Origin of the sequence: Micromonospora sp. AMSO31t (genome assembly GCF_008868175.1) — a bacterium.
GTDB lineage: Bacteria > Actinomycetota > Actinomycetes > Mycobacteriales > Micromonosporaceae > Micromonospora.
The window spans coordinates 1-13,485 of sequence record NZ_WBKT01000157.1 but is presented as its reverse complement, the minus strand read 5'-3'; the positions used below and the strand labels follow the sequence as shown (position 1 = coordinate 13,485).

Annotated in this window: 10 protein-coding genes; 4 read left to right on the top strand and 6 right to left on the bottom strand. The window is 74.4% G+C overall.

All coding sequences use genetic code 11. The features are described 5' to 3' along the window. Nucleotides 1-196 precede the first annotated feature (196 nt). A complete protein-coding gene (locus F8274_RS25360) occupies nt 197-577 on the top strand; it encodes a PH domain-containing protein (protein ID WP_192579979.1) in 381 nt (126 codons plus the stop codon). A 4-nt stretch (nt 578-581) separates the two neighbouring features. Here the strand turns inward: F8274_RS25360 and F8274_RS25355 are convergent, their stop codons facing one another. Continuing rightward, nucleotides 582-1,508, bottom strand: coding sequence for a 2-hydroxyacid dehydrogenase (locus F8274_RS25355; RefSeq protein WP_151464877.1), 927 nt, complete (start codon nt 1,506-1,508; stop codon nt 582-584). Between the two features lie 141 nt (nt 1,509-1,649). On the opposite strand from F8274_RS25355, the gene F8274_RS25350 reads away from it, so the two are divergent. Genes F8274_RS25350 through F8274_RS25340 form a run of 3 tightly spaced genes read left to right on the top strand, consistent with a single transcriptional unit; the run spans nt 1,650 to nt 6,354 of the window. Next, the gene (locus F8274_RS25350; RefSeq protein WP_151464876.1) at nt 1,650-3,455 is read left to right on the top strand and encodes a GAF domain-containing SpoIIE family protein phosphatase; all 1,806 of its coding nucleotides are present in this window, start codon (nt 1,650-1,652) and stop codon (nt 3,453-3,455) included. A 57-nt stretch (nt 3,456-3,512) separates the two neighbouring features. After that, nucleotides 3,513-4,688: a sorbosone dehydrogenase family protein gene (locus F8274_RS25345; RefSeq protein WP_151464875.1), complete on the top strand. Its 1,176-nt coding sequence runs from the start codon at nt 3,513-3,515 to the stop codon at nt 4,686-4,688. A gap of 55 nt (nt 4,689-4,743) precedes the next feature. Next, nucleotides 4,744-6,354, top strand: coding sequence for a metallophosphoesterase (locus F8274_RS25340; protein ID WP_151464874.1), 1,611 nt, complete (start codon nt 4,744-4,746; stop codon nt 6,352-6,354). A gap of 3 nt (nt 6,355-6,357) precedes the next feature. Here the strand turns inward: F8274_RS25340 and F8274_RS25335 are convergent, their stop codons facing one another. The 5 genes from F8274_RS25335 to F8274_RS25315 form a co-directional block, all read right to left on the bottom strand. After that, nucleotides 6,358-8,715 carry a pyruvate dehydrogenase gene (locus F8274_RS25335; RefSeq protein WP_151464873.1) on the bottom strand — a complete coding sequence of 786 codons (2,358 nt, stop codon included), beginning with the start codon at nt 8,713-8,715 and terminating at the stop codon, nt 6,358-6,360. A 113-nt stretch (nt 8,716-8,828) separates the two neighbouring features. Continuing rightward, complete coding sequence (gatB, locus tag F8274_RS25330; RefSeq protein WP_151464872.1) at nt 8,829-10,322, bottom strand: Asp-tRNA(Asn)/Glu-tRNA(Gln) amidotransferase subunit GatB; 1,494 nt, start codon at nt 10,320-10,322, stop codon at nt 8,829-8,831. Between the two features lie 13 nt (nt 10,323-10,335). Next, the gene (gene gatA / locus F8274_RS25325) at nt 10,336-11,811 is read right to left on the bottom strand and encodes an Asp-tRNA(Asn)/Glu-tRNA(Gln) amidotransferase subunit GatA (protein WP_151464871.1); all 1,476 of its coding nucleotides are present in this window, start codon (nt 11,809-11,811) and stop codon (nt 10,336-10,338) included. Next, nucleotides 11,808-12,113 carry an Asp-tRNA(Asn)/Glu-tRNA(Gln) amidotransferase subunit GatC gene (gatC, locus tag F8274_RS25320; RefSeq protein ID WP_091268917.1) on the bottom strand — a complete coding sequence of 102 codons (306 nt, stop codon included), beginning with the start codon at nt 12,111-12,113 and terminating at the stop codon, nt 11,808-11,810. The genes gatA and gatC overlap by 4 nt, the downstream gene beginning before the upstream one ends. Before the next feature lie 218 nt (nt 12,114-12,331). Continuing rightward, on the bottom strand, nt 12,332-13,485 hold a 1,154-nt coding region (locus tag F8274_RS25315; protein ID WP_225853967.1), incomplete at its 5' end, for a bifunctional diguanylate cyclase/phosphodiesterase.

Below are 13,485 nucleotides of genomic sequence, written 5' to 3'. Positions count from 1 at the left end.
CGGTACGACGTGCGGGGTCAGCGGGTCGGTGCGGGTGCGACCGGCACCGGACGGGGACCGGTGCGGCCACGCCCATAAACGATCCCGGACGCCCCCGGTTACGCGACACATCACGTGACGCCCGTCACACCCGAGCTTTCGCCCGTGCCGGCCGCCCGCCGGGATCCCCGCCGGCCCGGGGTGGGATCATCGAGGGGTGAGCCGCCGCGCCGACACCGTCCGTTTCCGCTACAACCAGGCGATCCTGGTCGCCGCGCTCGTCGCGGTCATCGGCGCGCTGCCGCTGGCCACCGCGCGCTGGTGGCTGCTCTGGGTGCTGCTGATCCCGCTGGCGGTCGCCGTCTGGGCCTGGCGCGCCGGCACCGACGCCGACGCCCGCGAGCTGCGGCTGCGGGCCCTCGTCGGCCAGCGGCGGGTGCCCTGGACGCGGGTCGCCGAGCTGGCCGCCGACCCGCGGGGCCGGGCCGTCGCCCGCCTCGACAACGGCGAGACGCTCATGCTCCCCGCGGTCCGCGCCGACGACCTGCCCCGGCTGGTCTCCGCCACCGGGCAGGAACTGCCCGAATCCGCCGGCTGACCGGTCAGTAGCCGTCGACCACCCGGTTCGTCAGCGGCTCCCCGGCGGCGAACCGGCGCACCTGCTCCCCCACGAGCCGGTACGCCCGCGGCAGCAGGCCGCGGACCGAGCCGGCGACGTGCGGGGTGAGCAGCACGTTCGGCAGCTCCCACAGGGGATGCTCGGCCGGCAGCGGTTCCGGGTCGGTCACGTCCAGCGCGGCCCGCAGCCGCCCCGACGCCAGCTCGGCGACCAGCGCCGAGGTGCGGGCCACCGGGCCGCGGGCGGCGTTGACCAGCAGCGCGCCGTCGGGCATCGCGGCGAGGAACTTCTCGTCGACCAGCCCCCGGGTCTGCTCGGTCAACGGCACGAGCAGCACCACCACGTCCGCCTCGGGCAGCAGGGCGGGCAGCTCGTCGACGCCGTGCACCCCCTCGGCCGGGCGCGGCGTCCGGGCGACCAGGGTGAAGCTCACCTCGAACGGGGCCAGCCGGGCCCGGACGGCCGTGCCGATCGAGCCGGCGCCGACGATCAGCACCCGCTTGCCGGCCAGCTCGTCGGTCGGCGCCACCTCGTCGTACGCCCACTCGCGGCGGGCCTGGGCGCGGGCCAGCGGGCCGAAGCCGCGCAACGCGGACAGGATCGCGGCGACCACCCACTCGGCGGTGGCCGAGTCGTGCACGCCCCGGGCATCGCAGAGCGTCACGCCCTCGGGAACCTTCCCCACCCAGGCGTCGGCGCCGGCGGAGAGGAGCTGCACCACCTCCAGGTCGGGCAGTTCGGCCAGGAGCGCGCCGGCGTCCGGGCCGGCGAGGAAGGGCGGCACCCAGAACCGCACACCGGTCGGGGACGACGGCGGCCGGGCCGGATCCTCCAGCAGCTCCACGGTGACGCCCGCGGGCAGGTCGCCGAGGAGGCGCCGGCCGGCCGGGTGCGGAATCCATACCTTCACGACCGCCGACGATAGCCGTCCCGGTGGCGCAGGTGGGCGGGGTCGTGACGACCACCGCTGGGGACGATTGAGGGCCGACGGCGCGAGGTATAACCGAGGCGGAGCGTCGGCCGGCGTTCCCGACTCCGGAGACAGGTGGCGATGAGCGAGGACACTCCCGGGCGCCCGGCCGTACCGCTCCCGGCGCTGACCGACCCCGAGCGGCTCCGGTCCCTCGCGGAGACCCGGCTCGACGCGGCGCCCGACGAGGCGTTCGACCGGTTCGCCCGGCTGGTCGCCGATCTGCTCGACGTGCCGGTCGCGCTGGTCTCCCTGGTCACCGGCGACCGCCAGTTCTTTCCCGGCGCGGCCGGCCTGTCCGAGCCGTGGGCGCGCCGGCGGGAGACGCCGCTGAGCCACTCGTTCTGCCAGCACGTGGTCAACATCGAGGCGCCCATGGTGCTGCCCGACGCCCGGTTCCACCCGGGACTGCGGGGCAACCTGGCCATCGAGGACCTCGGGGTGGTCGCGTACGCCGGGATGCCGCTGACCGACCTGGACGGCCGGGTGCTGGGCTCGCTCTGCGCCATCGACGGCAAGCCCCGGGCCTGGACGGCCGCGCAGCTGCGTACGCTCGCCGACCTGGCCGCCGCCTGCTCGTCCGAGCTGCGCCTGCGCATCGCCCTGCACGGCGCCGAGCAGGCCCGTCGCCGCGCCGAGGAGGCGCACGACCGGCTCACCGTGCTGGCCGGGATGAGCGAGACGCTGGGCGGCACGCTCGACGTGGCCACGGCGGTCGACCGGCTCGGGCACGCCATGGTCCCGCTGCTGGCCGACTGGTGCCTGATCACCCTGGTCGACCCGGTGGGCCGGCCGCGTTCCGTCTCCGGCGTGCACCGGGACCCGGACCGGGCGGGCGACCTGGCCCGGTTCGCCGCCCTGCTGGCCACCGGCCTCGGCCCGGACTCGGTCATCCGGTCGGTGCTGCGGAGCGGGCGGCCGGTCATGCGCGAATCGGCCACCCTGGCCGACGTCGAGCGGGGCACCACCCACCCGGAGCTGGTGCCGCTCGCCGGCCGGCTGGGCTTCAGCTCGCACCTCACCGTGCCGATCACCGCCACCGGCGTCCGGGTCATCGGCGCCGTCACGCTGGTCAACGGCCCGTCCCGGCGCGGGCTCGACGAGAGCGACCTGCGGACCGCGCTGGACATCGGCCGCCGCGCCAGCCAGGCCGTGGACAACAGCCGGCTCTACGGCGAGCAGCGGCACGTCGCCGAGGTCCTGCAGCACAGCATGCTCCCCATGCTGCCCGTGGTGCCCGGCGTCGAGCTGGCCGCCCGCTACCAGGCGGCGGCGGACCGGGTGGAGGTGGGCGGCGACTGGTACGACGCCTTCGTCCAGCCCGACGGCGACCTGGTGGCCGCGATCGGCGACGTCGCCGGGCACGACGTCGAGGCCGCGGCGACCATGGGGCAGCTGCGCAACCTGGTCCGCGGCGACGCGTACGGGCGGGACGACCCGGTCGACGAGCTGCTGACCCACCTCGACCGGGCGATTCAGGGGCTGCCCGTCCCGACCGTCGCCTCCGCCGTGCTGGCCCGGGTCCGGCCGGCCGCGCCCGGGCTCCGGATCTCCTGGTGCAACGCGGGCCACCCGCCGCCGCTGCTGGTCCACGCCGACGGGCGGGTGCGGATGCTGGACGGGGTCCGGGGTCCGCTGCTCGGCCTGACGCACCCGCCGCGCCGCGCCCGGCAGGAGCTGACGCTGGCACCCGGCGACACCCTGCTGCTGCACACCGACGGGTTGACCGAGCGCCGGGACCGGCCGATCGACGAGGGCGAGACCGAGCTGATGGCGCAGCTCGCCGGTGCCGCCGGGCTACCCCTCGCGACCCTCTGCGACCGGCTGCTCGCCGCCGCCCACCGGCGCGAGGACGACGTCGCCCTGCTCGCGCTGCGCGCCCGTTGAGCCGCGACTCGGTTCGTCGGGCCCGCTTCGCCCACCGGCCCCGCTAGGCTGGGCCGGGTGAGGCCGCGTCCCCCGTACCCCCGCACCGGCCGCCTCCGGGCGGCGCTGGCGGCGTCCTGCGCGACGCTGCTGCTCGGCACCGCCGGTTGTGCCTTCGGCGACCCTGATCCCGACCCGGCCGGCGAGCCGCCCAACCTGCCGTCGCCGTCCACCTCGGCCAGCCCCGGCGGCGCCGGCCAGCAGGTGGTCGCCACGGTGCTGGCGAAGGGGTTGGCGGTGCCCTGGGGCATCGCCTTCCTGCCCGACGGCGCCGCGCTGGTCACCGAACGGGACAGCGGGCGGATCCTCCAGGTCGGCCCGGAGTCCGGGCCGGAGGGGATGACCGTCCGGGTGGTGCAGACCGTGCCGGACGTGGCGGCCGCCGGCGAGGGCGGGCTGCTCGGCATCGCGGTTTCCCCGGCTTACGCCCGGGACCGCACGGTCTTCGTCTACTACACCAGCGCCGAGGACAACCGGATCGCCAAGCTGGAGCTGGGCCGCCCGCCGACCCCGATCGTCACGGGCATCCCGAAGGCCGGCAACCACAACGGCGGCGGGCTGGGCTTCGGCCCGGACGGCTTCCTCTACGCCAGCACGGGCGACGCCGGGCGCACCGCGAACGCGCAGGACCCGAAGAGCCTCGGCGGCAAGATCCTGCGGCTCACCCGGGACGGCAAGCCCGCTCCCGGCAACCCCACCGCCGGCTCGCCGGTCTGGTCGACGGGGCACCGCAACGTGCAGGGGTTCGCCTGGACGCCGGACAAGCGGCTGTACGCCGTGGAGTTCGGCCAGAACACCTGGGACGAGATCAACCAGATCAACAAGGGCGGCAACTACGGCTGGCCGCAGGTCGAGGGGCGCGGCGACGACCGGCGCTACGTCAACCCGATCGTGCAGTGGCGCACCGGCGAAGCCTCCTGCTCCGGCCTGGCGGCCGTGGACCGGCTGCTGATCACCGCCTGCCTGCGCGGGCAGCGACTCTGGCTGGTCGAGCTGGCCGGCAACGGCACGGTCCTCGGCCAGCCGCGCGAGCTGCTCACCGGCAGGTACGGGCGGCTGCGCGCCGCCGCCGTGGCGCCGGACGGCTCGGTCTGGGTGACCACCTCCAACCGGGACGGGCGGGGCAAGCCGGCCGGCGACGACGACCGGATCCTGCGGCTGGTCTTCGCCGACGGCGGTGCCGGGCGCGGCTGACACCGCTTCCCCCGGGTTTGCCAAGATCCTTCGACGGGCAGGTCAGAATCTCAGCATGGACGGCCAGGAGAACGAGCAGCACAGCGCCGGGGACGGGACGACCCCGGAGGACGGGCGCGCCCCTCGCCGGTGGCGCCCCGGCAGGGGCCTGCGCCGGCTCGGCGTCGTGCTGGCCCTGCTCGTGGTCACCTTCGCGGGGGTCGTGGCCGGCACGTACGCGGGCGGGCACGTGGGCACCGACATCGGGCCGTTCCGCGCACAGCTCAACCTCAGCCCGTCGCTGAGCGGCGGCACCACCGTCGACATCCCGCCGCTGGGCGCGCTGCTGCTGGACAGCCACGACGGGCCGGCGTACCTGACCGTCGAGCTGGGCGCGCTGGACCAGCGGCGCACCGAGGCGCTGATCGACGACCCGGCGAGCATCAGCCGGGCCAGCCAGTCGGCGGTCGAGGACGTCCGGGCCGGCGTGATGCGGCTCGGCCTGAAGACCCTCGCCTCGGCGGTGCTGGCCACCCTGCTGCTGGCCGGGCTGGTCTTCCGCGACGCGCGCCGGACGGCCTGGGCGGGCGGCCTGGCGCTGGTGGTCACCGCCAGCAGCCTCGGCCTGGCCGCCGCCACCATCCGGCCGCAGGCCATCGAGGAGCCACGCTACGAGGGGCTGCTGGTCAACGCGCCGGCCATCGTCGGTGACGCGCGACGGATCGCCAACGACTACACCAAGTACGCCGAACAGCTGCAACGGCTGGTCGGCAACGTCAGCAAGCTCTACACCACGGTCTCCGCGCTGCCCGTGGTCCAGCCGTCGCCCGGCACGACCCGCGTGCTGCACGTCTCCGACATGCACCTCAACCCGACCGGCTGGCAGCTCATCCGCACGGTGGTGGAGCAGTTCAACATCGACGTGGTGATCGACACCGGCGACATCACCGACTGGGGCAGCGAGCCGGAGGCGTCCTTCGTCGGCTCGATCGGCCTGCTCAAGAAGCCGTACGTCTACATCCGCGGCAACCACGACTCCGGGAAGACGGCCGCCGCCGTGGCCGCGCAGCCGAACGCCGTCGTGCTGGACAACTCCACGACCACGGTCGCCGGGCTGACCATCGCCGGCATCGGCGACCCCCGGTTCACCCCGGACAAGGAGACCTCGCCGGCCGGCAGCGGCCTCACCAAGGTCGTCGCCGACCAGGTGATCGGGGCGGGCGAGCAACTCGCCGCCACGGTCAAGGCCTCGCCGAAGCCGGTGAACATCGCCCTGGTGCACGATCCGGCCTCGGCCGGCCCGCTCTCCGGCACCTGCCCGCTGGTGCTCGCCGGGCACATTCATCACCGGGAGGTGTACAAGCTGCCGCAGTTGCCGGGCAAACAGCCGACCCAGCTCCTGGTGGAGGGCTCCACCGGTGGCGCCGGGCTGCGTGGTCTGGAGGGTGAGAAGCCTACCCCGCTCGAGATGTCCGTGCTCTACTTCGACCAGCAGAAGATGCTCCAGGCGTACGACGACATCACCGTGGGCGGCACCGGGCAGTCGCAGGTCAACCTGGAACGGCACGTGATCCAGGACCCGACGAAGGGTGACCAGGTGCCGGTCACCCCGACCCCGACCCGGGGCGGGCCCTCCTCGCCCGCCCCGAACGGCAGCCCGACCGCGACGCCCAGCCCCACGGGCTGACGCTCAGCGCAGCGACAGGGCGGCCAGCGCGGCGTTCACGATGCTGCCGGGCAGCAGGTCGTGCAGCTCGTACAGCTCCCCGACGCTGCCGGACTGGCCGAACTCATCCACCCCGAGCGGCACGGCCGGGGCGCCGAGCGCCGAGCCCAGCCAGGCCATCGCGTGCGAGGCGGCGTCGTGCACGGTGACCACCGGCACCCGGTCGGCGAAGGCCGACCGCAGCGCACCGGGCACGCTCGGCACGGTCGCCGTCCGCACACCCTGGCGCAGGGTCCGCTGCCACGCCCGGTAGAGCCGGTCCAGGCTGGTCACGTCCACCACGTGCGCCGCGACGCCCTCCTCCGCCAGCTCCGCGGCGGCCGCGAGGACCTCCGGCAGCACCGCGCCGGAGGCGGCGAGCTGCACGACCGGGGCGTCCGCCAGGTGGGGGTACGCCTCGTGCGCGTCGACGAGCCGGTACGCGCCCGCCACCACCTGCCGGCGCAGCACCGCGTCGCCGATCCGCGCCCGGGCCGCCTCGAACGGCGCCTGGTCGACGGGCCGGGTGCTGAGGCGGAAGTAGTACGCCCCGTCCTCGGCCGGCGCGGCCGTGGCGGCCGGCGCCGCTCCCCCGGCGATCTGGCCGAGCGCGTCGCAGAGCAGCCAGTCGAGGCTGCCGGCGTACGCGGGTTCGCAGAAGGTGACCCCCGGCAGCTCCAGGCCCACCGAGGCCGTGATGGTCGACTGGTGGGCGCCGCCCTCGGGGGCCAGGGTGATGCCGGACGGCGTGCCGGCCACCACGAACCGGGAACCGGAGTAGGTGCCGTAGAGGAACGCGTCCAGGCCGCGCAGCACGAACGGGTCGTAGACCGTGCCGACCGGCAGCAGCGGCTGCCCGGACAGGTCCCACGACAGGCCGAGCTGGCCGAGCAGCAGGAACAGGTTCATCTCAGAGATGCCCAGCTCGATGTGCTGACCGGCCGGCGTCTCCGTCCAGCGCAGCATCCGGTCCTCGGTCCAGGAACGCTGCTCGGTGGGGGCGAACACGCCGGTCTTGTTGATGAACCCGGCCAGGTTCGTGGAGGTGGCCACGTCCGGCGCGGTGGTGACCAGGTAGGGCGCGACCTTCGGGTCGCGGGCCAGGTCGACCAGCACCCGGCCGAAGACCTCCTGGGTGGAGACGGGCTTGTTCACCCGTACCTTCGTGGTCTCCGGGACGGTGACCCCCAGCGCCCGCTCGCGCGGCGCGCGGGCCAGCGCCTCCCGGCGCTCGCCGGCCCGGATGCCGGCCGGGGACGCCGGGTCGAGGCGGTCCCACTCGGTGTCGCGGGTCAGGCCGTGGGCGGCGCGCAGCGCGTCGACCTGCTCGGTGGTGAGCAGCGCCGAGTGGTTGCGCGGGTTGCCGGCGATCGGCAGCCCCCAGCCCTTGACCGTGTAGGCGAAGACCACGCTGGGCCGGTCGGTGACCGCGTCGCACTGGGCGTACGCGTCGAGCATCGCGGCGAGGTCGTGCCCGCCCAGGTCGGTGACGAGCGGGCCCAGCTCGTCGTCGGGGATGTCGGCCACGAAGGCCGCCACCTCGGCCGGGGCGCCGTCCAGGAACTGCTTGCGCAGGACCGGCCCGGCCAGCCCGAACAGCGACTGGTACTGCTCGTTGGGCATCAGGTCGATCCAGTCGCGCAGCGCCGCCCCGCCCGGCCGCTCGTACGCCTCGGCGAGCTTGCGGCCGTACTTGACCTCGACCACGTGCCAGCCGGCGGCCTCGAACTGGCCGCGCCACTGGTTGATCCGCACGCCGGGGACGACCCGGTCCAGTGACTGGCGGTTGAAGTCGACAAGCCACATCACGTTGCCCAGCCCGGTGGTGGCCGGGTCGGCGACGGCCTCCCAGATGTTGCCCTCGTCCAGCTCGGCGTCACCGATGAGGGCGATGAACCGGGAGTGCGGCCGCGCGCCGAAGTGCGCGTCGACGTAGCGGCGGGTGACCGCCGCGAAAAGCGGCGCGGCCGCGCCCAGGCCGACGGAGCCGGTGGAGAAGTCCACCCCGTCCGGGTCCTTGGTCCGCGACGGGTACGACTGGAGCCCGCCGCGCGCCCGCAGCTTCGGCAGGTACGACCGGTCGAGGTTGCCGAGCAGGTACTGCACGGCGTGGAAGACCGGCGAGGCGTGCGGCTTGACCGCGACGCGGTCCTCGGCGTCCAGGTGGGCGAACCAGAGCGCGGTCATCGCGGTGACCAACGAGGCGCTGGACGCCTGGTGGCCGCCGACCTTCACCCCGTCGCCCGTGTCCCGGTCGTGGTTGGCCGCGTCGACGATGCGGGTGGCGAGCCAGAGCACCCGCCGCTGGATCTCGTCGAGGACGTCGAGGTCGTGCTGGTTCACGGTGACTCCATCCGGGCGTCGCCGTTGACGCCCTGTACGCGGGGGGTGGTGAGGCGTTAGGAAGGGCCCCTTCCTATGCCACCAGGCGTGAAGAAGGGGCCCTTCCTTTTCGCTCAGACGCCGAGGCGGGCCAGGATCAGCTCGCGGACGGTCTTCGCGTCGGCCTGGCCGCGGGTGGTCTTCATGACCGCGCCGACCAGCGCGCCGGCCGCCGCCACCTTGCCGCTGCGGATCTTGTCGGCGACGTCCGGGTTGGCGGCGATGGCCTCGTCCACGGCGGCGGTGAGCGCCCCGGTGTCGGAGACCACCTCGAGGTTGCGGTTGGTCATGATCTGGGTCGGCGAGCCCTCGCCGCCCACCACGCCCTCCAGCACGATGCGGGCCAGCTTGTCGTTGAGCCGGCCGGCGTCCACCAGGCCCTGCAGCTCGGCGACCTGCTCCGGGGTGGCCCCGACGTCGGCGAGCTCGACGCCGGTCTCGTTGGCCCGCCGGGACAGCTCGCCCAGCCACCACTTGCGGGCGGCGGCCGGGGTGGCACCGGCGGCCACGGTCCGCTCGATCAGTTCCACCGCGCCGGCGTTGACCACCGACTGCATGTCCAGGTCGGACAGGCCCCAGTCCTGCTGGATCCGCTTGCGGCGCAGCCGCGGCAGCTCCGGCAGGGCGGCCTTCAGCTCGGCCACCCACGCGGTGTCCGGCGCGAGCGGGACCAGGTCCGGCTCCGGGAAGTACCGGTAGTCGGTGGCCGTCTCCTTGGACCGGCCGGGGGTGGTGTCCCCGGTGTCCTCGTGGAAGTGCCGGGTCTCCTGCGTGATGCTGCCGCCGGCGTCGAGCACCGACGCCTGGCGCAGCATCTCCGAGCGGACCGCCCGCTCGACCGAGCGCAGCGAGTTGACGTTCTTCGTCTCGGTGCGGGTGCCCCACTCCTCGCCCGGCCGGTTCAGCGACGTGTTCACGTCGCAGCGCAGCGAGCCCTCCTCCATCCGGACGTCGGAGACGCCCAGCGAGCGGATCACGTCGCGCAGCTCGGTGACGTACGCCCGGGCCACCTCGGGGGCGAGCGCGCCGGTGCCGGGGATCGGCTTGGTGACGATCTCGACGAGCGGGATGCCGGCCCGGTTGTAGTCGACCAGCGACTCGGTGGCGCCGTGGATCCGGCCGGTGGCGCCGCCGACGTGCAGCGTCTTGCCGGTGTCCTCCTCCAGGTGCACCCGCTCGATGCCGATCCGCACCGTCTCGCCGTTGACGTCGACGTCCAGGTAGCCGTCGACGCACAGCGGCTCGTCGTACTGGCTGATCTGGAAGTTCTTCGGCATGTCCGGGTAGAAGTAGTTCTTCCGGGCGAACCGGCACCACTCGGCGATCGAGCAGTTCAGCGCCAGACCGATCCGGATGGTCGCCTCGATGGCCGCCTTGTTGGCCACCGGCAGCGAGCCGGGCAGGCCCAGGCAGACCGGGCAGACCCGGGTGTTCGGCTCGCCGCCGAAGTCGGTCGGGCAGCCGCACCACATCTTGGTGTTCGTGCCCAGCTCGACGTGGGTCTCCAGGCCGATCACCGGTTCCCAGCGCGCCACGACCTCGTCGTACGCGGGCAGTGTCGTCGTCATCGGTGCTCCTGCCTCACAGTGCCGGTGGGGTGAACGTGCCGACCGTGGACTCCAGCGCCGCGGCGACCCGGTACATCCGGTCGTCGGCCATGGTCGGAGCCATGATCTGGAAACCGACCGGGAGGCCGTCGGAGAGGCCGCACGGCACCGAGATGGCCGGTCCGCCGTACAGGTTGGTCGGGATGGTGAACAGGTCGGCCAGGTACATCTGGTAGGGGTCCGCCGTGCGCGCCCCGATCGGGAACGCCACGAACGGGGTGGTCGGCGAGACGAGCGCGTCCACCCCCTCGAAGGCTGCCGTGAAGTCCCGGGTGATCAGCGTGCGGACCTTCTGCGCCTGCCCGTAGTAGGCGTCGTAGTAGCCCGAGGAGAGCGCGTACGTGCCGATCATGATGCGCCGCTTGACCTCGGGGCCGAAGCCCGCCTCCCGGGTCAGCGACATGACCTCTTCGAGGGACCGGTTGCCGTCGTCACCGACCCGCAGGCCGAACCGGACGCCGTCGAACCGGGCCAGGTTGGAGGAGCACTCGCTCGGCGCGATCAGGTAGTAGGCCGGCAGCGCGTACTTGAAGTGCGGGCAGGAGACGTCCACGATCTCAGCGCCCAGCTTCGCGAGGGCTTCCACCGACTCCCGGAACGCGGCCATCACGCCCGGCTCGGCGCCCTCGCCGGTGAACTCGGTGACCACACCGAGCTTCACCCCGGTCAGGTCGCCGGACGCGCCGAGCTTCGCCGCCCCGACCACGTCCGGCACCGGGGCCGGGATCGACGTCGAGTCGCGCGGGTCGTGACCGGCGATCACCCGGTGCAGCAGCGCCGCGTCCAGCACGTTGCGCGCGCACGGGCCGGGGGTGTCCAGCGAGGAGGAGAACGCCACCAGGCCGTAGCGGGAGGTGCCGCCGTAGGTCGGCTTCGCGCCGACGGTGCCGGTGACCGCGCCGGGCTGGCGGATCGAGCCGCCGGTGTCCGAGCCGATCGACAGCGGCGCCTCGTACGCGGCCAGCGCCGCGGCGCTGCCACCGCCCGAGCCGCCCGGGATCCGCGCCAGGTCCCACGGGTTGCGCGTCGGGCCGTACGCCGAGTATTCCGTGGAGGACCCCATGGCGAACTCGTCCATGTTGGTCTTGCCGAGCATCACCGTGCCGGCGGCGCGCAGCCGCTCGACGATCGTCGAGTCGTACGGCGGGCGCCAGCCCTCCAGGATCTTCGACCCGACGGTGGTCGGCACGCCCTTCGTGGTGAGCACGTCCTTCACGGCGACCGGCACGCCCGCCAGCGGGCCCAGCTCCTCGCCGGCGGCCCGGCGCTCGTCCACGCTCCGGGCGGCGGCCAGCGCGCCCTCGGTGTCCACGTGCAGGAAGGCGTGGACCTGGTCGTCCACGGCGGTGATCCGGTCCAGGTGGGCCTGCGTGACCTCCACGGCGGAGGTCTCGCCCGTCGCCACCAGGCCGGCGATCTCGGCGGCGGTGAGCCGGGTCAGGTCAGTCATGAAGCCACATCCTCGTCCAGGATCCGCGGGACGCGGAACCGCTGCTCCTCGGCGTCGGGCGCACCCGACAGCGCCTCCTGCGGGGTCAGGCACGGCGTCACCACGTCCTCGCGGAGGACGTTGGTCAGCGGCACCGAGTGGGACGTCGGCGGGATGTCCGCCGCGGCGACCTCGCCGACCTGGGCGACCGACTGGAGGATCACGTCCAGCTGGCCGGCGAAGGTGTCCAACTCCTCCTCGGTGACGGCGAGCCGCGACAGTCGCGCGAGATGCGCGACCTCCTCGCGGGAGATGGCGGCCATCGGGTGCCCCCTTCGTGGCTGTCCTGCTGCGTCTGCGGTGTGCCGGCCGCGCGCTCGCCGGGGACGATGACACGCGGTGACCGGAGCGAGTCTATTGCCCTCCGGTCGGGTCGACGCCTCCGACTCCCGGTGCCCGCCCGCCGCGACGCCGGTCAGCGGGCTCGGGTCCGTCGGCGGTGTGCCGGTCAGCGTGCTCGGGCCCGTCGGCGGTGTGCCGGTCAGCGGGCGGGGCGGCGTGGGCCCTCGCCGTCCGCCGTCACGGCCGGGTGGACCGGCCGGTACCGGGACAGCCAGGTGACCAGTTCCTCGGCGGGCATGGGCCGGGCGTAGAACCAGCCCTGCGCCACGTCGCAGCCGGCCGCGTGCAGCAGCCGCCAGGTGCGCTCGTCCTCGACGCCCTCGGCCACCACCCGCAGCCCGAGCGCCCCGGCCAGCTCGATCATCGAACGGACGATCGCCCCGTCGTCCGCGTCCTCGGCCATCCCGAGCACGAACGACCGGTCCACCTTCACCTCGGACAGCGGCAGCCGGCGCAGGTGCTGCAGAGACGAGTAGCCGGTGCCGAAGTCGTCCAGCGCGATGCCGACCCCGATCCGGTGCAGCTGGGTGATGCTGGCGAGCACCCGCCGCGGGTCGGCCATCAGCGCGCCCTCGGTGATCTCCACCTGGAGCCGGTCCGGGGGTACGCCGTACCGGGCCAGCCGGTCGGCGATCTGGTCGGCGATCTCACCGGTGTGCAGGTCCCGGACGCTGACGTTGAGCGCGGCACGCAGCGCGACGCCCACCGCGGACCACTTGGCGACCTGCTCCACCACGTCGTCCACCACCCGGCGGGTGAGCAGCCGCATCACCGCGCTCTGCTCGGCGACCTGGATCAGCTCCCCCGGGTCGACCATGCCCCGGCGCGGGTGCCGCCAGCGGAGCAGCGCCTCGACCCCGACCACCTCGCCGGTCGCGATGGCGATCTGCGGTTGGTAGTACATGGTGATCTCGCCCGGGTCCCCGGCCGGGTCGTCGAGGGCGACGAAACCGGTGCCGCCGCGCTGCTCGGCCGGCCGGGTCGGCGCGGGCGCCGCGCTGCCGGCAATCCCCGCCCCGCCGGCCGGGAGATCCGGACCGCCGCGCTCCGGGCGGTCGGCGGACACCGTTCCGGTCCGGCCACCGAGCACCGCGCCGGGCGGATCGTCGGGCACCGCGCCGGGCCGGGCGTCCCGGACCGCGCCGGGCCGGCCGTCGGACGTCGCGTCGGGCTGACCGTTCGGCACCGCGCCCGGCCGGCCGTCCGGCATCGTGTCGGGCCGGCCGTCCGGCGCCACCGTGGGTTGGACGCCGAAGGCCGGGGTGATGCGGTCGCCGTCCCCGGGCGCCGGGC